The organism is Paracoccus sp. AK26, assembly GCF_011801365.1.
In the GTDB taxonomy this organism is placed as follows: domain Bacteria; phylum Pseudomonadota; class Alphaproteobacteria; order Rhodobacterales; family Rhodobacteraceae; genus Paracoccus; species Paracoccus aerius.
Map to the genome: position 1 here is coordinate 66,206 of NZ_CP041044.1, position 21,532 is coordinate 87,737.

Below are 21,532 nucleotides of genomic sequence, written 5' to 3' on the forward strand. Positions count from 1 at the left end.
CCTTCAAAGCTGATCGCCGCGGGGCGTGTTGTGATCATCGGCATCCAGCAAAGAGAATGGGCAAGCAGCGCCTGCTCTTGAAGCACAAAATGACTCTCAACGGATGTATCCGACAAGCCTCACGCCTTCCGCCGCGGGAGGGATGTCCGCAGCTTCAGTCCTTCCCTTGCAGATGCTGCATAGCAGCATCCCCGAAGGATCGGTTGTGCATCTGCAGTGTTAGCGCCATCTTTGGTGCATCGAAGGAGCGCAAGGCCAATCCGGGCAGGGCGCAGATGCAAGAACAAAGACGCTGAAAAGGAAACCCGCCATGGCTACGATTGCCCACACCCACAACGCCGCTGCCACCTCTGGCATCGCTGGCCGTCTGATGGCTGCGATCCAGCACATGCAGGAAAACCGCGCCCGTCGCGTGATCTATCGCCAGACCGTACGTGAACTGAACGCCCTGACCAACCGCGACCTGGCGGACCTGGGCATCAGCCGCGCGATGATCAGCCGCCTGGCTCACGAAGCCGCCTGGGGTGCGAAGTAAGATATAGACCTTTCCGGCCTCTTCTCCTCCCTAGGGCCGGGACTGGCGGCCTTCTTCTGCCAGAGGATGCCGCCCCTACATAGCCGCTCCATTTGCGGCACCCGACGCGACGGACCTCTCCTCCTCCCAATGGTCCGATCGTTGGCGGCAACGGCCTCTCCTCCTCCCTGGCCTTGCCGCACCCATACGCGGCCCCTCCCTCCTCCCTGGGCCAGCGTTCCGCGGCAGCACCCCTCCTCCTCCCTGGGTGCTGCCGCTTTTTCATGACGGACATTGAAGCTGGAGCAACGCCTCCGAACCGACCGGGATACCCGTCGTTTGCTGGGAGGGTGGGTCTTATCCTGATCACCTGATCGGTTCTTCTCTGTCTGACCTTGAGGACGGCTTTGCCGGAGACACCTTCATCAGCCTTGCCTTGCTGCTCCTGTCCTCCGCGCTCCTGGATGGACGCGAACGGAACCAGAACATGAGGCGCGTGTTTCCTTGCAGCATCCTGAGAAAGGCAGTGCCCCATGGCCGATGAAAACCCGAAATCCCACCCGACCGACAATGCCGAGAAAGATCCCGACACCTGGGTCAGCGGCGAAGACCCCATGACCGGCGCACAGGCGTCCTATCTCAAGACGTTGAGCGAACAGGCCGACGATCCCGACACTTTTGACGACACCATCAGCAAGGCGGAGGCCTCAAAGCGCATCGATGCGCTGAAAGCCAAGCTGGGCCTGGACCAGTAGGGCTTCGCTGTCGGAAGCCGGAGCGACATCCCGAGGTCATGGGTTCGGGCTTACTATGGTTTTGTAGGGCGATGCGGTGCCGATGCTCCTGGGGCTCGGCACCCTTTTTCCGAATGTATCACGCAACACGGTTCTGATGTGGCTCCGGATGATCTGGTGCAGTGCGCTTTTGCCAATCTGACGCTGGGCGAACGCCCAGTCATTACGAGAGCGCGGCAGGCCACGACGCCAAGGGCGCAGATTTCGGAGATGCCCAGTGGTCTCTGCCCTCAAAAGCTGTAGCCGACCCGTATCCCAATACCCCATGCGTGGCTGCCGTCGATCTCGGCGCGGGCTGTATCAGGCCTGCCGGTCTCGGGTCGGGCATCTCCCAGCCTGGTATAACTGATCCCGGTCGTGATCCTGATCCTGTCCTGCGTGTAGATGGCCGCAAGACTGACGCCCTTCTGGCCGTTTACCGGCGCCAGTGGCGAGACAAGGTCATTGCCGGACTTCTCGTAGGTGACGCTTGCCACGCCAGACCAGGTCTCGGTGAACGTGCGGCCCACGCCGATGGTGAAGGTGGTGGTGTCGTCAAGATCGACAAGTCCGCTGCCGGTCACCTGAAGGAGCTTCTCAGGGTCCACGCGAAAGCTTGACCAATCCACCCAGCGGATGGAGCCGAAGACAAGGGTGGTGGGATCGATGCCGGTCTGGAACTCGAGGTTCCAGGATTTCGGCGTCTTGACCGTCAGTCTGGAACGCCCGTCCAGAAGCGGCAAGGCCGGCGCGGGGCCGGGTCCGTCGGGGTCCACAAGAGGCCCGGTCTCAGAGATGTCGAAGTCATGCTCGATCACCGCATTATAGGTCAGGGACACACGGGCGGCAGTGTCCGGTCTTTCCCACGACACTCCGGCCAGCCACCCATAGGCGATATCCCTGTCCACATCGACACGGTATCCGCTGATGGGGCCAAACGCTGCGCCGGCCAAGGTCACGCGTCCGTCCGTGCGCGCTCCGCGGAGACCCGCGTGAACCCCGAAGCCGCTTTCCGGAACAGCAAAGCGGATGATGCCGGTCAGGTCGGTGTTGTTGATGACCACGCCGGTTCCGCCAAGATTGAACGAACCACCGGCAGGATAGGCGATATCGGCCCCGAATGGCTGGTCCAGGATGATGGCGGCTGTCCAGAGATCATTGAACTGGTGCTTATAGGCAAAGCCGAAGTTGCTGTAGGAGGGCGCAATATCTCCGGTGCGCTCACCACCGGAATAGAGGCCAAGCGGCAGGTCTGTTCCCGTGATGCGGGGCGAGACATGGCCATAGCTCAGCTCGAGATAGTTGCCTGGCTCGAACAGAGGACCGAGGAACTGGCTGCTCCGCTCGACACCACCAGCGTGAAGGATTGTTCCGCACAGGAGCCAGACGGCTGTGCCGATACATGCGGTCTTCATGAAGGCCTCGCGTCAAAGCTCGGGTATCATCACGACAGCGTCTGCAAGATGCTGCTGGGAAACGATAGCACAGAGAAAGCCGAGCATGGATATGAAACGTCCGACCGTTCGGCAGGCTTTCGACGCTAAACTAGCTTTCTACAGGCCTAATGTTCCATAAATCGGATTATCGACTTACCAGGTATAGCCGGGTGGATTCACAAACGAAGTGCAAATGCCAAGATAATACAGGTATTTGCATGAGGTTTACGAATGGCTTCCCACTACCAGCACCTGAGCTTTGAAGAACGCCGGAAGATTGCCCAATGGCGTGAAGGCAAGATGCCGGTGCCGGAAATCGCAGATCGGCTCTCGCGCCCAGCCTCGACAATCTATCGGGAGCTGAAGCGCAATACGTTTCTGGACACCGAGCTTCCGCAGTATAGCGGCTACTATGCGGTGACGGCCCAGGACAAGTACGAGCGCCGCCGCGCGGTTCATCGAAAGCTGGTCGCCTACCCGGAGGTGAAGGCAGCGGTCGAGGATGCGCTCAAGGCGGGCTGGTCTCCGGAACAGATCGCCGGCCGGATGCGGCTTGAGCAGCACCGCATCTGCGTCAGCCATGAAACGATCTACCGCTTCGCCTATTCAAAGCTTGGCCTCGCGGAAGCCTTCTATCGTCATCTGCCCGAGCATCGCAGACGTCGCAGGCCGCGAAACCACCGACGACATCAGCGTAGTCACATCCAGGACAGCCAGAGCTTGTGTCACCGGCCCTCGGCCGTTGCCGAGCGTCAGGAGTTCGGCCACTGGGAGTGCGATCTGATGATGTTCCGCAAGGAAAACGGCAAGGTGAATGTCACCTCCCTGGTCGAGCGGGTCAGCCGGTTTACGGTTGTCATGCGCAATGAGGATCGCCACTCCGAGCCGATCATGGAAGCACTGATCGCGGGGCTTGCCCCCTTGCCCGCCGAAGCACGCCAGTCAATCACCTTTGATCGTGGCACCGAGTTCTCGGCATGGCGACGGCTGAAGGACGGGATCGGCGCTGCGAGCTGGTTCTGCGATCCACAGGCGCCGTGGCAAAAAGGAACGGTCGAGAACACGAATGGCAGACTGAGAAAGCACCTGCCCCGCTCGACCGAACCGACGGCTCTGACAAATCGATACTTGAGGTCGATTTGTCAGAGCCTCAATTCCACACCGCGCAAGTGTCTGGGCTACCGAACACCCGCAGAGGTCTTTGAAAGCAACCTGATGGCTCTCAGAAACAGACTGGAGTAGAAGAAAAACAACGATTTGCGCTTCGGCGTGAGTTCACACCGCAAAGTTAAAATGTCTCACCTCTGCAATTCAGGAATGTCACACTCCCCTGGATGAGCATCGTGTCGATCCTTGGGAGCCGAGACATGGGATGGGTGATGATGAGTGAACGGGAACTGAACCGGGTCAAGGTTCTGAGCCAGGTGCTGCAAGGTGGGATGTCAGCCGTGACCGCGGCCGATGTTCTGGACCTGAGCCGCAGACAGGTTCACCGGCTGCTGAAGCGGTTCGGGGCTGACGGCGCGGCGGCGATCCGGCACCAGGCACGTGGACGGGCATCGAACAACCGGATCGACCCGACGATCCGGGAGGCTGCCATGTCGCTCGTTCGGGACCGCTATGCCGACTTTGGCCCGACCTTGGCGGCCGAGAAGCTGGCGGAGTGTCACGGGCTGACAGTGTCGCGCGAGACCTTGCGCAAGTGGATGCAGGATGCGGGTTTGTGGCTGTCGCGCAAGCAGCGCCGAACATTCCACCAGCCGCGCCTGCGCCGGGAGTGCCTTGGCGAGCTGATCCAGATCGACGGCTCGGATCATCGCTGGTTCGAGGATCGCGGGCCGGCCTGCACCTTGCTGGTGTTCATCGATGACGCCACCAGCACCCTGATGCACCTGGAATTCGTCAGCTCCGAGAGCACCTTCAGCTATTTTGGAGCCCTGGAGCGGTATCTGACGCTGCATGGCCGGCCCGTTGCCTTTTACTCCGACAAGCACACAGTGTTCCGGGTGCCAAAGCAAGGTGCCAGGACAGGCTATGGGATGACCCAGTTCGGCCGGGCCTTGAACGAACTGAACATCGAGATCCTGTGCGCCAACTCCTCGCAAGCAAAAGGTCGCGTCGAGCGCGCCAACCGCACCCTGCAGGACCGTCTGGTCAAGGAACTGCGGCTGGCCGGCATCTCCGACATGGAGACTGCCAATGCCTTTCTTCCCGGCTTCATGGCGCGCTACAACGCGCAGTTTGCCAAGGTGCCACGCCGTGCGGACAACCTGCATCGGCCACTGAATGTCGAACCGGATCGGCTGCGTGACATTCTGTGCTATCGCGACGAACGCTATGTCAGCAGCCAGCTGGCCTTTTCCTACGACCGGCTGCGGATCATCCTGGCCGAGAACGAGATCACCCGCGATCTGCCGGGCAAATACGTGGACAGCTATGAGTTCGCGGACGGCCGGCTGGAGTTCCGCTGGAAGGGTGTCTCGCTGCCCTACTCCGTGTTCGACAAGGATCAGCGGGTGACCCATGCGGCCATTACCGAGAACAAGCATCTGAGCGCGGTCCTGGAATACATCAAGGCCGAGCAGGACAAGGCTCCGCCGAAGGTGCACCGGGTCGGCAAGCAACGGACCCGCTACACGCCCACGGGACGCCGCAACAACGGCTGGAACTCCTCGGCAGCCCGCAAGGCAAAGGCGCATGCCGCTCCACCCCTGGAATGACGCTTCCCTGGCCCAGTTGCGGTGATACCCTGTGCTTTGATCGAGCACGCAGGGCAAGAACATGGCAGACAGCGCAGAGCCGGAGATCATCTTCTCGGATCTGACACAGGACGTGCTGATCGATGGCCACCGGTTCTCTGTCGAGATCTACCGGACATCGATCTCCCCTGGCTGGGTGCTGTCGGTCATGAACAGGTTCGGCACCCTGACGATTTCGGATAACCCGCCCTATCTTGTCGATGGTCTTGCCTGGCGGGATTTCGAGAAGCGGGTCGAAACGAAGGGCGTGCGCGCCTTCTACTCGCCAAAGGAACGTCGAAAGCTGCGGCTCTGACCGCATGGCCGGTCAGGGCTGCGATGGCGGATGTCTCCGCCCTGCCCGGCCATGCTTGCCCACCCTCGGTGAGACATTCCTACTTTGCGCAGCCAAGGACATTTCAACTTGGTTGCAACACCAGGCTGCCTGCAGCGCCGCGGCATGACACACGCCTTTCAGCAAGGCTAACTCAACTTGATGGGAATCCTGATCAGTCTGAGCGAACGGCGACACATGGAGCAAGCGCTGTGATTAACCCCTCTTGCATTGCTACTGCTGATGATCTTCGCGGCCTGGACCAAAGCTCAGACGCTTGTCTACGTTCCCCTGAGGAGCATGAGTCTATTCCGCAGCACTGGTAGACTGCATATGATGGAACATCTTGCTAGCCGACGTCCCGCATAAGCGCACGAATGGGAGTTGGGGCGGGCCGCACGGCGAGAGCATTAAGGCCACGATTACGTGGTTTTAGATGAGTTCCTCACGGCAACGTTGCTTTGCTTCCGGCTGAATTGGCAGAAGACCAGCAAGATAGCCCCGGCCGTGATCCATACATCTGCAAGGTTGAACACAAAAGGGTGCCATGCCCCGAAGTGCAGATCGAGATAGTCGGTCACTGTTCCATACACTGCACGGTCAATGACATTGGCAAGCGCCCCTGCCACGATGAAAGAGGCAGCGATACGTTCCAAGCCTTGCGATCTAAAAGCCCAGAGCCCGAAACTTGCTGTTAATGCGGCCGTAGCAAGCAGCAGCGTGAGCCGTGCAATCTCACCCTCGAATGAAAGCAGGCTGAACGAAACCCCATGATTGAAGGTCAGACGCAGCGCGACAAAGGGCAGAAATTCGGTTGCTGCGCCATAGGGTTCGAGGGAGGCGCGCGCCCATAGCTTTGCTGCAAGATCGAGCGCAGCTCCAAAGGCGATGATGAGTATAGGCCAAGCCATTTTCATGCACGGCCCGCCTGTTTGAGGTCGGAACGCGCATCTCGGATGATCGACCACGCCGATTGCAAGAACAGGCCCGCCACGGCGAACGCCACCAGAAGATCAGGCCAGGGCGAGCCGAGCGCCCAGACGAGGACGGCCGCGAGGACCACAGCAAGATTGCCAATCGCATCGTTGCGCGAGAACAGCCAGACAGCGCGCATATTGGCATCCCCTTTACGGTGCGGCAGCAGCACCAGGGCTGCAGCCACATTGACGATGAAGGCTACGACCGCGAAGCTGCCCATCAGGAAGGTTTCCGGCTGATGCTCGACAAAGACGCGGTAGAGCGTCGAGCCAATCACGCCAAGCCCGAGCAGGCCCAGAAACACACCTTGCAGCAGCGCCGCCTTGGCGCGAGCTGCGAGACCCCATCCCACTGCGATAAGGCCGAGGAAGGAAATCAGGCCGTCGCCTACAAAATCGAGCGCATCCGCCTGTAGGGCCTGCGAACCCGACAGAAAGCTGCCGATAATCTCGATCACGCCATAGCCGACATTAAGCAGGACGACGATCCAGAGTGCGCGCTTGTAGGCGGGGGTAACGTGCGACAGGTCAGGGATCTTGTCGTCATCCTCATCAGCCTCCACCCCGTCCACCTTGGGCTGGCCAATGCGGTCAAGCTGATAACCCAGGCTTGTTACCACTTGCTCAACAACAGGAAGCCGTGCCTGTGGATCATCGACATTGAGCGTCATGATCTGCGAGGCAATCGACACCTTCACATCGCCCACCCCTTCAACCTTGCGGGCCGCGCCCTCGATCTTGGCGGCGCAGGACGCGCAGTCCATGCCCGTGACGTGATAGCGGATTGTGTCGGTTGCAGCGGCCATTCGTTGGTCCTCGAAACTCTAGCCTTGCCCTGCTACAACCTGTAGCGACTACAGGAGCAAGGCAAAAAGATGCAGATCGGAGATTTATCCCGGCAGGCGGGCGTGAACATCGAGACGATCCGCTATTATGAGCGCATTGGGGTTTTGCCCAAGCCTGCCCGCCAGCTGAACGGACGACGCACCTACAGCCCCGTCGATGCCGAACGCTTGGGCTTCATCCGCCATGCTCGCGAGCTTGGCTTTGATCTGCCAAGCATCCGCATCCTGCTAGCCTTGCAAGAGAGGCCGGAAGCATCATGTGAGGATGCGAGCCGTATTGCCCAAGAGCAGCTTGAGGCAGTCGAAAGCCGTATTGCCCGTCTACTTCTTTTACAGGATGAACTGGCCCGCATGGTTAGAGAATGCAAACGAGGCAAGGTATCTGAATGCCGGGTAATCGAGGCTCTAGCTACCTGAGAATGATAGTCAATCAAGCATACGCCTCTCAGACTTCTCCGTGATGTGCATGCAGGCAGTTCTCGTGGTTGCTCAGGACCTCGATGACCTTGCAACCCGAGATTGTGCCCTGGGCGCATTGCGTCAGCATGCGTTCCAGTTCCTGCTGTAGGGCCTGAAGGCGCGTAATGCGGTCCTTGACCGAGACAAGCTGGCGCGTGGCGATGACATCAGCAGCAGCGCAAGACATGTCGGGCTGGTCCGAAAGACTGAGCAGTTCCCGGATGTCGTCCAGCGGAAAGCCGAGTTCACGGGAGTGGCGGATAAAGGCGAGCCGCTCCTGCTCCTTCACGCCATAGAGCCGCTGGTTGCCCGCGCTACGCTCCGCCTCGGGCAACAGACCAATCTCCTCGTAGTAGCGGATGGTGGGAACTTTGACGCCGGTAGCCGCGCTCAACTTTCCGATGCTCAACATGAGAAACCTCTTGAACCTCTAGTTGCTGGAGCTCCTATCTTGCCGACTCGATGAAGGAAAGACCTCAAGCGAGAAGCAATATGGCGGTTGAAACAGCAGAGCGGCGGGAGTGGACCGTGACGGGCATGGACTGCGCGTCCTGCACGACAAAGGTGACGCGGGCGGTAGAGCGGCTGCCGGGTGTGAGCGATGTCAAGGTGGCGCTGATGGCAGAACGGTTGTCGCTGAACCTGGCCCCGGGCACGACGGAGCCGGAGATCATCGAGGGCACTATCCGCAAGCTGGGCTTCGAGATCACGCCCAAAGGCCAGGAGGGACTGCGCAAGAAGGCATTCGTGTTGCCGGATGCTATGCCAGTCTCTCAGGCAAAGACCTCGCAGGACTTCGGTGACATCAGAGCCGTTGCTCCGGCGCAGCACGATCATGGTCACGCGCAAGCCGCCCCTGTCGAGCGAGAGAAATCCTGGCATCAGACAGGAAAGGGACGGCTCGTCATCCTGACGGGCAGCTTGCTTGCTGGCGCCTGGCTGATCGAGCTGCTGACGTCGGCCGAGGTGGGCTACTGGGCCTTTGTCGCTGCCTGCCTGATCGGCGTTCTTCCGGTGGCAAAGCGTGCCTTCGAGGCGCTGCGCATGGGCCAGCCCTTCACCATCGAGAGCCTGATGACCATCGCTGCCGGGGGCGCCCTGCTCATCGGTGCTGCGGAAGAAGCGGCTCTGGTTGTCTTCCTGTTTGCCGTGGGTGAGGTCCTTGAAGGCGTCGCGGCCGGCAAGGCACGCCAAGGCATCCGGGCCTTGGCAAACCTCGTGCCAAAGACTGCCTTGCTAGAAGCTGCCAGCAAGACAAGGACCGTTCCGGCAGACAGCCTGGTGATCGGACAGATCGTCCTTGTCCGTCCCGGTGATCGCATTCCAGCAGATGGTGAGATCATAGAGGGCACAAGCGGTGTCGACGAAAGCCCGGTGACCGGCGAAAGCGTGCCGGCGACCCGCAGCGTGGGGGACGGCGTCTTTGCCGGGTCTATCAACACTGAGGCCGTACTTCGCGTCCGCGTCACACGGGAGCCGAGCGACAACACCATCGCCCGCATCATTCGCCTGGTGGAAGAGGCCGAGGAGGCCCGCGCGCCCACGGAACGCTTTATCGACCGCTTCTCACGCATCTACATGCCAGCGGTCATCGCGCTCTCGGCACTGGTGGTCGTGGTCCCGCCGCTGGCCTTCGGTCAGGACTGGAGCACCTGGATCTATCGCGGCTTGGCGCTGCTACTGATCGGCTGCCCTTGCGCGCTAGTGATCTCGGTCCCGGCTTCCATCGCCTCGGCGCTATCCTCGGGAGCGAAGCGCGGGCTGCTGATGAAGGGCGGCGCCGTCATCGAGGCGGCAGCAAAGACCACCCATGTCGCCTTCGACAAGACTGGCACCCTGACGCGCGGCAAACCGGCTGTGACTGACCTGATCCCTGCCCCCGGCGTTGCCGAAGCCGAACTCCTGGCCGTTGCGGCCAGCGTCGAGGCCGGCTCAAACCATCCTCTCGCTCAGGCGATCCTGCGCCGGGCCAAGGCGGTCGAGGTGCCGGTCCCGGCTGCCCGTGACGCACGCGTTCTCGCGGGACGAGGCGTCGAAGCCATCGTTGGCGAGGCAAAAGCCTGGGTGTCCTCACCGTCCCATGCTGCAGATATCGGCGGGATCGGCGAAGTTGCCCTGCATCGCGCGACGATGTTGGAAAAGGAAGGCAAGACCGTTGTTGCCGTGTTCCGGGCCGGGCAGCCGCTTGGGCTGATCGCCATGCAGGACGAGCCGCGCGAGGATGCGGCCGAGGCTGTTCGTCAACTGCGCGCCTTGGGCGTCAGTGCCACCATGCTGACCGGCGACAATCCTCGCACGGCAGCGGCCATTGCCCAAAACCTTGAGCTAGACTTCCGCGCCGGGATGATGCCCGAGGACAAGCTGACTGCGATCCGCGACCTGAACCGCCAGGGCAGCGTCATGATGATCGGCGACGGCATCAACGACGCCCCTGCCTTGAAGGAAGCGCGGGTTGGCGTGGCAATGGGTTCAGGCACCGATGTGGCGCTGGAAACGGCTGACGGCGCGATCCTGCGGGATCGGGTGACCGATGCCCCTGCCCTGATCCGGCTGGCACGTGCGACGATGGGCAACATCAGGCAGAACGTGACGCTGTCGCTCGGGCTGAAGGGTGTGTTCCTCGTGACCTCGATCTTGGGCATCACCGGCCTCTGGATCGCGATCCTGGCTGACACCGGGGCCACGGTGCTGGTCACGCTCAACGCTCTGCGTCTGCTGGCCTTTGACCCGACAAAGGAGGCCTAAGATGCTGGGAGAGACGGGGTGGATCGCGCTCGGCATCGTGGCGCTGTATCTGACGTTCTTTGCCTGGGGCACGTTCGAGGCTGCACGCGTTGCGGAAAGACCGGTTTGGCTGTTCGGACGCTCGCGCGGGATTGAGCGGCTCGCTGCCTTCGGCTTCCGTCTGGCCTTTGCGCTGGCGCTTCTCGGACCGCTGCTGTGGCTGGTCTTTCCAATGCTTCACAAGCTAGACCCGTTCTGGATCGAAGGCCGGCATCACGTTATGGGAGTTGCCGGTGTGCTTCTCGCCGTGGCGGGTGCGATGCTGGCCTTTGCAGCGCAGATGTCTATGGGAGCATCCTGGCGGATCGGCGTCAGACAGGGTGAAAGCGGTGCCTTGGTCACAGGCGGGCTTTTCCGCTTCAGCCGCAACCCGACCTTTGTGGGGCAAGTCATGCTGCTAATGGGCATAGCCTTGGCAATCCCATCCTTGCCGACGTTTCTGGCGGTTGTCCTCTTTGTCACATCAGCCTCGGTGCAAATCCGGACAGAGGAGCGCGTCCTGCTTGCGGCTCATGGTGCGGCATACCGCAGATGGAGCGCACAGGTGCCGCGTTGGATCGGGTTGGGATCCTGATCCATTGAAAGGCGCACCACACAGCAAGGATCTGACAAAACTGTGAGGCCGCATTAAGCCGCTTGAACCTCATGTGGCTAGAGGTGCTACGCGTCGGTCGCGAAGATGGAATATCACTATGCTGAAGACAATCAGGATTGCCCTTTGGATCGCCGTGGCGGTCTCCCTTGTCATAGTTGGCGTGCTGCTCTGGCGTGCTGATCGGCAAGAGCAAGCGGCTGCTTTTCGGCCGGCGTTTTCCCTGCCGGATGAGACGGGTGCCATTCACACGACCGAGGAGTTCAAGGGCAAGTATGTTCTTGTCTTCTTCGGCTTTACCAACTGCCCTGACATCTGCCCGACCACCATGTCAGAAGTGGCCCAGGTCATGGATGATCTGGGACCACAAGCCGAGGATGTGCAGCCCGTGTTCATCTCGGTCGATCCGGCCCGTGACCGCGCGAGCGGCCTCGAAAAATATTTGGCTGCTTTCCATCCTGCCATACTCGGGCTCGCCGGAGACGAGGCCTCGACCCGCGCCGCCGTGGAGAGCTTCAAGGTCTTCGCCGATCCAGAAAAGGCGGCGTCAGCGCCCGGGGGCTACACAATGTCGCATAGCTCCAGCCTTTACCTGCTCGGGCCTCGCGGCGATTGGTTGCGCCAGTTCGAATATGGAACCCCCGCCGACGACATTACCGCTGATCTCAAAGGACGCCTGTAACATGATAAAGCCGATCATCGCCGGTTTGGGGCTCGTCGCAGTGCTGCCCGCTCTTGCGCTTGCCGAGTGCGCCGAGGTGTCCAAAGGCGACCTTTCGGTCCGTGCGGCTTGGTCCCGCGCCACCATCGGAACCGCGCGTCCGGCCGTGTTCTACGTCACCATCCAGAACAACGGCAGCACGGATGACCGCCTGACAGGGATCGAAACGCCCGTGGCAGGCATGCCCATGCTCCATGAAACAGTAACGAAGGACGGTGTCGCCAGCATGCCGCATGCGGCCGCCATCGACATTCCCGCAGGAGAAACCGTCAGTCTGGCACCGGGCAGCTATCACGGCATGCTCATGGACCTCGAAGAAGAGCTGAAGGAAGGCGAAAGCTTCCCCGTGACGCTGCAGTTTGAGAAGGCCGGAGGAGTCTCGATCGACACTGACGTCTTGCCGATCCGGGCACGAGAGGCGGTATGCGGCGTCGCACCCTGATCCTTGGCGCCGTCGGCCTCTTTGCCGCCTTCGGCTTCATGCTGACCATCGGCGCCTGGCAGAGCGGCGATCTGCCTTGGCAGGAAAAGAAGGCTGCGTCCGCCGCCCGGATACGCGCCGCCGATCTGAGCGCGATGACGTGGCAACTCACCAGCCACGAGGGCGAGCAGGTTGAGCCGCAGGACTGGCTCGGACAGGCGAACCTGGTCTTTTTCGGCTTCACCTGGTGCCCGGACGTCTGCCCGATGACGCTTCTGAACATCAGCGACTGGCTGGAAGAGTTGGGGCCTGACGCCGATCGGTTGGCCGTTCATCTGGTCACGGTCGATCCTGAGCGCGACAATCCCGAGGTCCTGGCAGACTATCTGTCAAACTTTGATCCGCGCATCACTGGCCTGACCGGCACGCCTGCCGAGATTGCCCGCGCTGCCGAGGCATTTGGCGCGACATACCGGCGCGTCCTCCGGCAAGACGGCGATTACACGATGGACCACACTTCCGGTGTGCTCGTGTTCCGCGCGGATGGGCGCTTGGCGAGGATCATCGACCTGCATGAAAATCCGCAAGCTGCCGTGCCAAAGATCAGGCAGGCGCTGAAGCAAGAGGGATAGACGATGACAAGATTGACACGACGCACCCTGCTGTGTGCGGCGGCCGCGAGTGCTGTGCCGCAATTTGCCCTTTCTGGCAGTGCGACCACCATCCATGTGGTCGAAGGGACGGGCTGCGAGTGCTGCAAGCAGTGGACCCGCTACCTGCAGGAAAGCGGTTTCGAGGTGACGCATGAGGAGCGCTTCGGCACGCTTCTCATGCAGCACAAGTTGGACTTGGGTGTGCCCATCGAGCTCTCGTCCTGCCACACCGGCTCGGTCGGCGGCTACTTCATCGAGGGTCATGTTCCCGCAGCCGATATTCGCAAGCTTCTGCAGGTACGACCCGATGCCCGCGGCATCACAGTGCCCGGTATGCCTTATGGCAGCCCTGGCATGGGACCCGAGACCAAGCGGGATGCCTATGATGTCCTGTTGGTTCGCAAGGACGGCACCAGCGAAGTCTTCACCCATTATCCCGCTGCATAGCTCTTCCCACTCATTCTCAAGAAAAATCTGTTTCCATGTCCATCTTGAACCGCCGCCATGTTTCCCTTGGATTGATTGCCGCTCTTGCTGCCTGCGGGAGGTCGGGATCGAGCAACTGGTCAGGCGATGTTCCTGAGTTCAAGCATTACTTCGGTCCTCCCGTCACACAGATTGTGGTTCAGAAGGCGCAGCGGAGAATGCACCTGCTCAGCGGTCAGACCGTGCTGAAGTCCTATGATTTTGGCCTGGGCAATCAGCCTGTCGGCCATAAGCAGTTCGAGGGTGATGGAAAGACACCTGAAGGGCTTTATTTCGTGGACCGCTTCAACCCGCGCAGCCGATACCATCTGTCAGTGGGCATTTCCTACCCAAATGAGCAGGACAAGGCTTATGCCGCACAGTTTGGCCGCGATGCGGGGGGCGACATCATGTTCCATGGCCGCGGTCCGGAGGGCAGAAAGCTGGCTCCCAAAAATCGGGATTGGACGGCCGGCTGTATCGCACTCACCGATGACGAGATCGAAGATGTTTATGCCATGCTGCAGCTTCGCACTCCGGTCATGATTTACGCCTGATCACAGATACAGATGGCAGGCTCCAAGCTTCAGAGCCTGCCGATTGATGAGCGAGGAATGAGGGCGGCTGCTTTGTGAATGCCGGTATTCTTGAAGCATCTGTTTCATGCAGGTGGTGAAGACAGGGCCGCCTTCACTACAGGGCTGGCTTTTCGCATCCTCACATCGATCTTCGTAAGTGCAAAGAATGATTGGAAAGTCGGCTTAGCGACACGTATCCCAGCTTCGCATCTCACCGCTTCGAGTCCTTCCCGGCAATGTCCGAATGGGGATGGCTGAGCGGACGCCAATGGTATTTGGGACATGCTGTGGTGACCAGACCAGCAGCAGTGAAGCCGATGATAGCGTCCGTCTGGAAAAGCGCGAAGGGAGTAAAAGGAGAATTTGGTGTGAAGAGCAGGGGCCCCTGAACAACGCGTCCGCTTGCGCCTCTAGAACACAGGCAAGCAGTAGCCAGAAGCACCTACTTCTTGCCTCGTATTCAATAATGGTCATATTGAAGACGTGATCAGAAAGGACCTTCCATGGCTCAAACCACAACCATGACCGTGCGGCTCGGCCCGGTACTGAGTGACTTCGTTGCGACCAATGTCGGCAAGGATGGATCCTATGAGAATGTCAGTGAATATGTCCGAGACCTGATCCGCCGCGACAAGGAGCGGGTCGAGACGGAAGCTTTTGTGCGCTTGCAAACCGAGCTCACCCGGGCGTTCGCCGCGCCTGAGAACAGCTATGGACCCCTGACGGCCGCTGAGGTGATCGCGCGCAACAAGGGCTGATCATGGCCGCTGTTCGCATTCAAGAGGCCGCATCACTGCGGTTGGACGACATCTATCGCTATACCCGTGAACGCTGGGGCGAACCGCCAGCCGATGATTATCTCGTTGGGCTTTTCGAAGCGTTCGAGCGGATCGAGGCTCATGGGGTTGCCTCACGCCCGATCCCGGCCGAGTTCGGCGTGAACGGCTTCTTCTTCCGCTACGAGCACCACTTCGTCTACTGGTGCCGATTGTCCAATGGCGACATCGGCATTGTGACAGTCCTGCATGAGCGCATGCACCAGATCGGCCGGTTCGCTGAGGATTTCAGACGCGAGTGACCTAGAGAAGGTTAGCGGGCAACTCAAAGCCGTGACAACTCCTGGTGGCTTAGCGCGACTTAACGAGTTGATCCCGCCGTACCCGGACAGATCATACTGAGCCGCGTGCAAGAGGCTGGCTTGGTATCGGAACATGAAAATCATTCAAGATACTGATAAAACTTCATAATCCCGATTATTAGCCCCGGAGGCTACCTACGGGGCATGACCCGCGCTTTCCAGCAAGGCCAGCTCAACTTGATGGGAAGCTTGATCGGCCTGAGCGAGCGGCGACGCACGGAGCAAGTGCTGTGATTACCCCTCTTGCGTTGCTACTGATCATGATCCTTGCCGCCCACGCTAAAGCGCGGACGTTAGTCTGCGTTCCCCCTGAGGACCATGAACCTACACCACAGCGTTGGTGGCCTTGGGGCATGGTTGATGAAGACAGCCTCTTACTGCCGCAGACGCGAAGAGCCCTGCCTGCTTTTGGTCCCAATTGCCTTGCGCGGCAACTGTAGTCCTAGATCACGAACACCGGCGCGAACCCGCCCCCTGGCGTCCTGAAGTTCGTGGTCTGACCCTGATAAAGGCGCGCGGCCACCAGAAGCACTTGGCCATCATAGGTATACAGTCGCACGTCCATCTTGCGCGTCTGTTGAATCTCGTCGATCTTGATCATGCGCTCGCTGGGGCGGACCAGCGTCTGGGCAACGTATTCGCCCCCTGCGATCTCCGCCCAGACTCCTTTCGTCAGCTTGTCGCCCCGATATACCGCCTTGCCGCCATGTCCGCCGGTTGGCTTGAAGAACAGGTCCTTGCGAGATTTCCAAAGTGCATCAGCATTGTCGGGATCCACCAGGACGGTGCGTGGAACGGCTGCAAGCCCGGCCCGAATTCCCGGGTCGACTCCCCATGCATCAATTGTCGAGGAGTTCGAAAGAAGCGAAAGGTTGCGCTTGTCGGCAAGGAGCGCGTGGTTGTGCGGGTTCGGCGTTACGACAACCGCGCCATCACGGTAGGCTTCCTGCAATGCCTTGTGCTCAGGCTGATCCAGGGCGAAATCGGTGACCCGGTTGTAAACGAGATCGATTGTCTTACCATCGACGCTGAGCCGACCATCCTCATAGCGAAGATGGCCGGCGTCGGCGATGACCGCGTCGATGCCTCGTCCCACTAAAACTTGCCGCGCGAGGAGGAACTCAGGGTAGAGATACTGTTCCGGTGGATTGTCATCGACGATGGCGATGCGTTGTGGCGCGCCCGTTCCCCGCTGCCGAATCCATTCGTTCTGGAACATGCCAAAGGCCGCATCCTCGAAGCTTTGTGACGTGGCGGGGAAATCCATTTCGGCGCAGCATGCGCGCTGCGCCCTTGCAAGGAAGGCATTGAGAAAAGCTCCGCCGGCGTTGGTATTGATCTCGATCAACCGGGGACCGTCTTCGCCAAGATGAAAGTCGTAGCCCATCAGCACCCCAAGCGGGCCGTGATCTACCCGAGCGATTTCCGGCGCCCAGGAGAGGACTGCGGCTTTATATGCCGCGAGTTGTGCGGTGGTCTCGACAGCCACTGCGATCTCGCGCATCTCGTCCACGGTGGCGGCTGAAAGAAACACCGGCACGTGCGAGAACAGGTGCGCCTTGGGGCGGATAAACGTCTCGAAAAACGCCGGGTCTCCAGCCTCTTGGTCCAGGGCTTCGCGCAGCGTTGGAGTGTCCAATGTAATGCAGAAGCAGTTCCTGTTGAGTCGGTCCGTGATGTCATGAACTCGATCGGGGGAGCTGGAGCCAGGACCGTTCATCAATGGACTGCCCGAAGCAGCGCCAAGATCGGGCGTGCTTCACACGCCAGGTAAGCAATTGACGATCCCACCAACATTGGTCCCAAAGGCTTCTTCAATCATGCCGATCCCAGTATCCCACTTCTATTTGGTAGCTTCAACGGAGAACACCAAGGTTTCCGCGCAGTATGGGTGTCTGGCCCCTTTCGAGTGGTGAGTTAAGCCATTGACCCGGTCGCCGGCCATCCCCCCTGACGTTACTGGCGCTGAGCCTCTATTCAGGTGGTGAGCTGTTCGGTCTCACGCTCCTGCGCCGCGAAGATCTCTTCGACGAGGGCGCGTTTCTCTTCGTCGTCCCCATGCTCGAGTTCGGCCTTGGCCATGCTGACTGCACCCTGGTGATGGAGGATCATGCCACAAGCTAAGGCAAGGTCAGGATCCTCGTTCATCATGAACCCGTGCGGCGCCCTCATGCCTCCATCATCATTGCCCGATGGTCGCCCATGTTGCCTATGCTGCTCATGTCGGCAGCTTCGGCGGACATTCAGGAGCCGTGCCACTTGCCCGCGGCACCTCCCTGCGTCTGGGCATGGACGGTGCGAGCGGATGCCAGCGGCGCGATCACAGCTAGAACGGCGGTGATCTTCGTTTGCATTTTTCCCTTGTGGGCTTCAGCGGAAGCGGCCTGGACGGTCGTGGAGCGAGCCTTATGGAGTGGAAACTGCAACGCTCATGCCAGTTCGGTCTGCGGATCATATGATCAGAACGTGCCCCAAACCGACACGGCCGCCTCAGCGTGCTTGCGATACGTTCTCCTGGTAGGTGCGTTCGTGCTCCGGCCACGTATTTTGGATATAGGCGAGCATGGCGCGGATCTCGGCATCGCCGAAGACATCGGCAAACCCTGGCAGGTCGCTCTTGTAGCCGTTCCCCACGATCGCGGCGGTGCCTTCCTCCACGATCCGCAACAGGGTGTTGTCGGGATGGTGCCACGTGTGGCCGCTTGCATCGTGCGGTGGTGCAGGGAGACGCCCGGACCGAAGGGGTGTCTTCCAGACCGGTTGCCCCTCGAACTGTACACCGTGGCAGGCCGCACACTGTTCAGCGTAGAGTTGCCGGCCCTCTTCGATGACATCTAGAGACGCCGCGACGGTGTACGCAGGTCTGAAACTGTGTCACCCAGCGAAAACCTCCAATATTGCAGCCCCAGTGAGCGATGCGATCAGGACGCGATTACGAAAGTTTGGTCCCAAGAATTGTATCTCCGCAGACAACGAAACGTCGGTCGGCTTCACGCTGGATTCGGGGTCTACCTGAAGCGAGTTGCCGGTGGCACTGGACATTTTCGAAAGCAGCATCTATACTTACGGTATGTTTGCCCGGCTCGTCACCATGCTTGCCATGTTCGCGATCGTCGTCATGACGACGGTGACTTCCGCGCATGCTGCTGGTTTGGACGCCGAGCCCCATCATGCTGTTAGTGTCAGTGAGTTGATGCAGACGGCGGACACCCAGCTTTCCTGTGAGCAAGAACAACCCTGCGCACCAGACCATGCTGGAGCATGTGAAATCCTTTGCGCGGGTCTGTCGGTCTTCGTGCCGTCGCCCAGCGGGAACGCCATACGCGGCTACGGGTTTGCCAGCCAGGACCTGCCTTCCACGACGATCCCTGCCAGCCTGGCGCCTGGTACGAACGAACGCCCTCCAGAACTCCGTCTCGTCTGATTGCATCGCGGCCAAGGCCGGCCGCGTTCCATTGCCTTTGACGAGCGGGACAGGAATGTCCCGAGGAGACACCAATGAACCCCCTTTCACGACGCGGCTTTCTTGCCGCAAGTGCGGCGGCATTCGCCACCGCTCATCTTCCTCGCGCCGTCATGGCGCAGGTGGCAGCGCCTCTTGCCTTGTCTGCCGCAACCCGCACGCTCGACATCGACGGACGCGCGGCCACTGTCCTCGGCCTTTCCGGGCCGCGCGGCCAGGGTCTGGTTCTCGACCCCGGACAGAGGTTCCGGGTCGACCTGACCAACGATCTCGACGTGGGTACCATCATCCATTGGCACGGCCAGATCCCGCCCAACGCACAGGACGGCGTGCCGGATATGCCGTTGCCCCTTCTTGCGCCGGGCGAGACCCGTTCCTACGATTTCGAGGCGCTGCCAGGCACATTCTGGATGCACAGCCATGTGCCGATCCAGGAGATGCAGCTTCTTGCCGCGCCGCTGATCGTTCGGTCGCCGGACGACCTGATCGGCGACCGGCAGGAGGTCGTGCTGTTCCTGCACGATTTTTCGTTCAAGCACCCCGAGGAGGTTCTGGCCGAGATCAGTGACGGCCATGGCGGCGGGCACGGCGCAGCACCTAGCATGCCCATGGCAGACAGGAGCGCGATGCCGGGCATGGACCACGGAGCCTCGGGAGGCATGCCGATGGGGAACATGGCGATGGGCGGCATGGCCATGGACCTCAACGACTATGATTGGGACGCCTATCTCGCCAATGACCGCACCCTGTCCGACCCCGAGGTGGTGCAGGTCGAGCGCGGCGGCCGTATCCGACTGCGGGTCATCAATGCCGCCGCAGCCACCGTATTCTGGATCGAGACCGGAACACCAAAGAGCCGGCTCGTCGCGGTAGACGGACATGCCGTTCAGCCCATCTCGGGCAGCCGGTTCGGGCTGGCCATGGGCCAACGCCTGGATCTGGAAATCGATCTGCCGAACAAGGGCGGCGCCTGGCCGATTCTCGCCTTGCGCGAAGGCGCACGAGAGCGCACCGGCCTTGTCCTCGCCACGCAAGGGGCAGAAGTGCGGCGCATGCCCGGATTGGCAGACACCGACGCACCTGCCTTCGACGCCGACCTTGCCCAGGAATCACGCCTGGTCGCCCTCGACGCCTTGCCGGAACGGCCCGTCGATCGCAGCCAGGTGGTCATGCTCGGGGGCTCAATGCAGCCCTACGTGTGGACGATCGACGGCGCCGTCTGGGGCCAGCACCGGCCGGTCGCCGGGCGAAGCGGCGAACGGGTCGTTCTGTCGTTCCACAACATGTCGATGATGGGCCACCCGATGCATCTGCACGGGCATGTGTTCCAGATCGTTGGGCTGAATGGACGTGCGGTCTCAGGTCCGCGGCGGGATACGGTTTACGTGCCTCCGATGTCGATGGTCGATATCGCGCTCGACGCCGGCGAGGCTGCGCGCTGGATGCTTCATTGCCACCACATGCCGCATCTTGCGACGGGAATGATGACCGAATTCGTGGTCGGCGCATAGGTCAGGCGACGGCAGAGGACGCCGGATCCTCGGCGTCCTGACATGGGCAAGAAGGAGGCACAAGCATGCTGATGTCGCAAGGCGCCTATGCATCAACGCGAAGCCGCTCGAACGCGATGCAAGGATATGGCAGCCACTCCGGCTGCCGAAATACGGACCCAAAAGGGGAAAGCCGCGATGGATAATCATGGCAAACATGAGCCGCAGCCGAGCGGCAGCTTCTGGAGAAGCCGAACCGGCTTCACCCTCGTCGCATTCCTCGCAGTGGCGGCGTTTTTGCTCGCGTACGAGCATCGGATCCACCTGTTCGCCGGCAATGCGAGCCTCGTTCTGCTGCTCGTCGGTTGTTTTGTGATGCATCTGTTCATGCATCGCGGCGGTCACGGTCATGGCGGCGGGTCAGGCCGCGGAGACGAGAAATGACCGAAACAGGTTCTGCCTACGGCCTGTGGGTACTCGTCATCGTCAACTCGGCGATCTTCGTCCTGTTCGCGTTCAGCTTCTTCAAGCCGCAGACCGCGCGCGACTGGCGCTCGTTCGGCGCGTTCAGCGCGTTCATTGTCGCGCTCTTCACGGAGATGTACGGCTTTCCGCTGACGCTCTATCTGCTCTCCGGTTGGCTTCAGACCCGCTATCCCGGCGTCGACTGGCTGTCGCATGACGCCGGACACCTGCTCGAGATGCTGTTCGGCTGGAAGGCCAACCCGCACTTCGGACCCTTCCACCTTATGAGTTTCGTGTTGATCGGGGCGGGCTTCATGCTGATCGGGGCAGCGTGGCGCGTCCTCTACACGGCGCAGCGGTCCGGCACGCTCGCCACCGGCGGCCCCTATGGGCACATCCGGCATCCGCAATACGCGGGCTTCGTCCTCGTCCTGCTCGGCTTCCTGCTGCAATGGCCGACGCTGCTGACCCTCGCCATGTTCCCGGTCCTGGTCGCGATGTACGTGCGCCTGGCCCGCAGTGAGGAACAGCAGGCAGAGGTGGAGTTCGGCGCCGCCTGGCGGCGTTACGCCGCGACGGTGCCGGCGTTTGTGCCGCGTCGGCGCCGGATGGAGCGGACATGAGGGGCCACGCCGATCTCCTGCCGCCGGCCCCTCACGCGAGCGAGCGTGTCGATTTTGCATTCG

Annotated in this window: 25 protein-coding genes and 1 pseudogene; 19 read left to right on the forward strand and 7 right to left on the reverse strand. The window is 60.9% G+C overall.

All coding sequences use genetic code 11. The annotated features are described in order from the left end of the window. Positions 1-310: 310 nt before the first annotated feature. Together FIU66_RS15220 and FIU66_RS15225 are read left to right on the forward strand one after the other, a co-directional pair. Entirely contained in the window at positions 311-535 is a 225-nt protein-coding gene (locus FIU66_RS15220) for a DUF1127 domain-containing protein (protein ID WP_240544808.1), read from the forward strand. Positions 536-1,047: 512 nt separating this feature from the next. Continuing rightward, positions 1,048-1,269, forward strand: a complete 222-nt coding sequence (locus tag FIU66_RS15225) for a DUF3072 domain-containing protein (protein ID WP_167623757.1) — start codon at positions 1,048-1,050, stop codon at positions 1,267-1,269. 269 nt (positions 1,270-1,538) lie between these two features. Here the strand turns inward: FIU66_RS15225 and FIU66_RS15230 are convergent, their stop codons facing one another. Next, positions 1,539-2,702 (reverse strand): OmpP1/FadL family transporter, encoded by a 1,164-nt coding sequence (locus tag FIU66_RS15230; protein ID WP_167623758.1) that lies wholly within the window; start codon positions 2,700-2,702, stop codon positions 1,539-1,541. A gap of 252 nt (positions 2,703-2,954) precedes the next feature. Between FIU66_RS15230 and FIU66_RS15235 the strand changes: the two genes are divergently transcribed. The 3 genes from FIU66_RS15235 to FIU66_RS15245 all read left to right on the forward strand — a co-directional run bounded on the left by FIU66_RS15235 (position 2,955) and on the right by FIU66_RS15245 (position 5,777). Continuing rightward, positions 2,955-3,965 (forward strand): IS30 family transposase, encoded by a 1,011-nt coding sequence (locus tag FIU66_RS15235; protein WP_167622018.1) that lies wholly within the window; start codon positions 2,955-2,957, stop codon positions 3,963-3,965. 125 nt (positions 3,966-4,090) lie between these two features. Next, positions 4,091-5,443 carry an ISNCY family transposase gene (locus FIU66_RS15240; RefSeq protein WP_167623423.1) on the forward strand — a complete coding sequence of 451 codons (1,353 nt, stop codon included), beginning with the start codon at positions 4,091-4,093 and terminating at the stop codon, positions 5,441-5,443. A gap of 61 nt (positions 5,444-5,504) precedes the next feature. Beyond that, entirely contained in the window at positions 5,505-5,777 is a 273-nt protein-coding gene (locus tag FIU66_RS15245; RefSeq protein ID WP_167622019.1) for a hypothetical protein, read from the forward strand. A 440-nt stretch (positions 5,778-6,217) separates the two neighbouring features. Here the strand turns inward: FIU66_RS15245 and lspA are convergent, their stop codons facing one another. Both lspA and FIU66_RS15255 read right to left on the reverse strand, forming a co-directional pair. Continuing rightward, positions 6,218-6,712 (reverse strand): signal peptidase II, encoded by a 495-nt coding sequence (gene lspA, locus FIU66_RS15250; RefSeq protein ID WP_167623759.1) that lies wholly within the window; start codon positions 6,710-6,712, stop codon positions 6,218-6,220. Further along, entirely contained in the window at positions 6,709-7,578 is an 870-nt protein-coding gene (locus tag FIU66_RS15255) for a cation transporter (RefSeq protein ID WP_240544809.1), read from the reverse strand. Before FIU66_RS15255 ends, lspA begins: the two co-directional genes overlap by 4 nt. Positions 7,579-7,647: 69 nt before the next feature. Here FIU66_RS15255 and FIU66_RS15260 point away from each other — a divergent pair, with 69 nt between their 5' ends. Then, entirely contained in the window at positions 7,648-8,034 is a 387-nt protein-coding gene (locus FIU66_RS15260; protein WP_119136422.1) for a helix-turn-helix domain-containing protein, read from the forward strand. 28 nt (positions 8,035-8,062) lie between these two features. Here FIU66_RS15260 and FIU66_RS15265 read toward each other — a convergent pair whose 3' ends face one another. Further along, positions 8,063-8,488, reverse strand: a complete 426-nt coding sequence (locus FIU66_RS15265; protein ID WP_167623760.1) for a helix-turn-helix domain-containing protein — start codon at positions 8,486-8,488, stop codon at positions 8,063-8,065. An 80-nt stretch (positions 8,489-8,568) separates the two neighbouring features. Between FIU66_RS15265 and FIU66_RS15270 the strand changes: the two genes are divergently transcribed. From FIU66_RS15270 to FIU66_RS15310, 9 genes are all read left to right on the forward strand, one after another. Next, positions 8,569-10,821: a heavy metal translocating P-type ATPase gene (locus FIU66_RS15270; protein ID WP_167623869.1), complete on the forward strand. Its 2,253-nt coding sequence runs from the start codon at positions 8,569-8,571 to the stop codon at positions 10,819-10,821. A 1-nt stretch (position 10,822) separates the two neighbouring features. Beyond that, a complete protein-coding gene (locus FIU66_RS15275) occupies positions 10,823-11,434 on the forward strand; it encodes an isoprenylcysteine carboxylmethyltransferase family protein (protein WP_167623761.1) in 612 nt (203 codons plus the stop codon). A gap of 118 nt (positions 11,435-11,552) precedes the next feature. Then, on the forward strand, positions 11,553-12,134 hold the full coding sequence (locus FIU66_RS15280) for an SCO family protein (protein WP_167623762.1): 582 nt from the start codon (positions 11,553-11,555) through the stop codon (positions 12,132-12,134). Position 12,135: 1 nt separating this feature from the next. Next, positions 12,136-12,615 carry a copper chaperone PCu(A)C gene (locus tag FIU66_RS15285; protein WP_167623763.1) on the forward strand — a complete coding sequence of 160 codons (480 nt, stop codon included), beginning with the start codon at positions 12,136-12,138 and terminating at the stop codon, positions 12,613-12,615. Next, on the forward strand, positions 12,597-13,226 hold the full coding sequence (locus FIU66_RS15290; protein WP_167623764.1) for an SCO family protein: 630 nt from the start codon (positions 12,597-12,599) through the stop codon (positions 13,224-13,226). Before FIU66_RS15285 ends, FIU66_RS15290 begins: the two co-directional genes overlap by 19 nt. Before the next feature lie 3 nt (positions 13,227-13,229). Next, positions 13,230-13,694: a DUF411 domain-containing protein gene (locus FIU66_RS15295; protein ID WP_103174120.1), complete on the forward strand. Its 465-nt coding sequence runs from the start codon at positions 13,230-13,232 to the stop codon at positions 13,692-13,694. Between the two features lie 35 nt (positions 13,695-13,729). After that, positions 13,730-14,269 carry a murein L,D-transpeptidase family protein gene (locus tag FIU66_RS15300; protein WP_103174121.1) on the forward strand — a complete coding sequence of 180 codons (540 nt, stop codon included), beginning with the start codon at positions 13,730-13,732 and terminating at the stop codon, positions 14,267-14,269. Between the two features lie 524 nt (positions 14,270-14,793). Continuing rightward, a complete protein-coding gene (locus FIU66_RS15305) occupies positions 14,794-15,048 on the forward strand; it encodes an addiction module antitoxin (RefSeq protein ID WP_103174122.1) in 255 nt (84 codons plus the stop codon). A 2-nt stretch (positions 15,049-15,050) separates the two neighbouring features. Next, complete coding sequence (locus FIU66_RS15310) at positions 15,051-15,368, forward strand: type II toxin-antitoxin system RelE/ParE family toxin (RefSeq protein WP_103174123.1); 318 nt, start codon at positions 15,051-15,053, stop codon at positions 15,366-15,368. A 502-nt stretch (positions 15,369-15,870) separates the two neighbouring features. On the opposite strand, the gene FIU66_RS15315 is transcribed toward FIU66_RS15310, so the two are convergent. From FIU66_RS15315 to FIU66_RS15325, 3 genes and pseudogenes are all read right to left on the reverse strand, one after another. Beyond that, positions 15,871-17,148, reverse strand: a complete 1,278-nt coding sequence (locus tag FIU66_RS15315) for a hypothetical protein (protein WP_167623765.1) — start codon at positions 17,146-17,148, stop codon at positions 15,871-15,873. A gap of 257 nt (positions 17,149-17,405) precedes the next feature. Further along, complete coding sequence (locus FIU66_RS15320; protein ID WP_239986115.1) at positions 17,406-17,579, reverse strand: DUF305 domain-containing protein; 174 nt, start codon at positions 17,577-17,579, stop codon at positions 17,406-17,408. A 339-nt stretch (positions 17,580-17,918) separates the two neighbouring features. Then, positions 17,919-18,263 (reverse strand): annotated as a pseudogene (locus FIU66_RS15325) (cytochrome c); the annotation flags it as partial. A gap of 193 nt (positions 18,264-18,456) precedes the next feature. Between FIU66_RS15325 and FIU66_RS15330 the strand changes: the two are divergent. From FIU66_RS15330 to FIU66_RS15345, 4 genes are all read left to right on the forward strand, one after another. Beyond that, a complete protein-coding gene (locus FIU66_RS15330; protein ID WP_240544810.1) occupies positions 18,457-18,852 on the forward strand; it encodes a hypothetical protein in 396 nt (131 codons plus the stop codon). Between the two features lie 74 nt (positions 18,853-18,926). Further along, positions 18,927-20,402 carry a multicopper oxidase family protein gene (locus tag FIU66_RS15335; protein ID WP_103174166.1) on the forward strand — a complete coding sequence of 492 codons (1,476 nt, stop codon included), beginning with the start codon at positions 18,927-18,929 and terminating at the stop codon, positions 20,400-20,402. A gap of 177 nt (positions 20,403-20,579) precedes the next feature. Continuing rightward, positions 20,580-20,825, forward strand: a complete 246-nt coding sequence (locus tag FIU66_RS15340) for a DUF2933 domain-containing protein (RefSeq protein WP_103174203.1) — start codon at positions 20,580-20,582, stop codon at positions 20,823-20,825. Next, entirely contained in the window at positions 20,822-21,469 is a 648-nt protein-coding gene (locus FIU66_RS15345) for an isoprenylcysteine carboxylmethyltransferase family protein (RefSeq protein ID WP_103174167.1), read from the forward strand. The genes FIU66_RS15340 and FIU66_RS15345 overlap by 4 nt, the downstream gene beginning before the upstream one ends. Positions 21,470-21,532 lie beyond the last annotated feature (63 nt).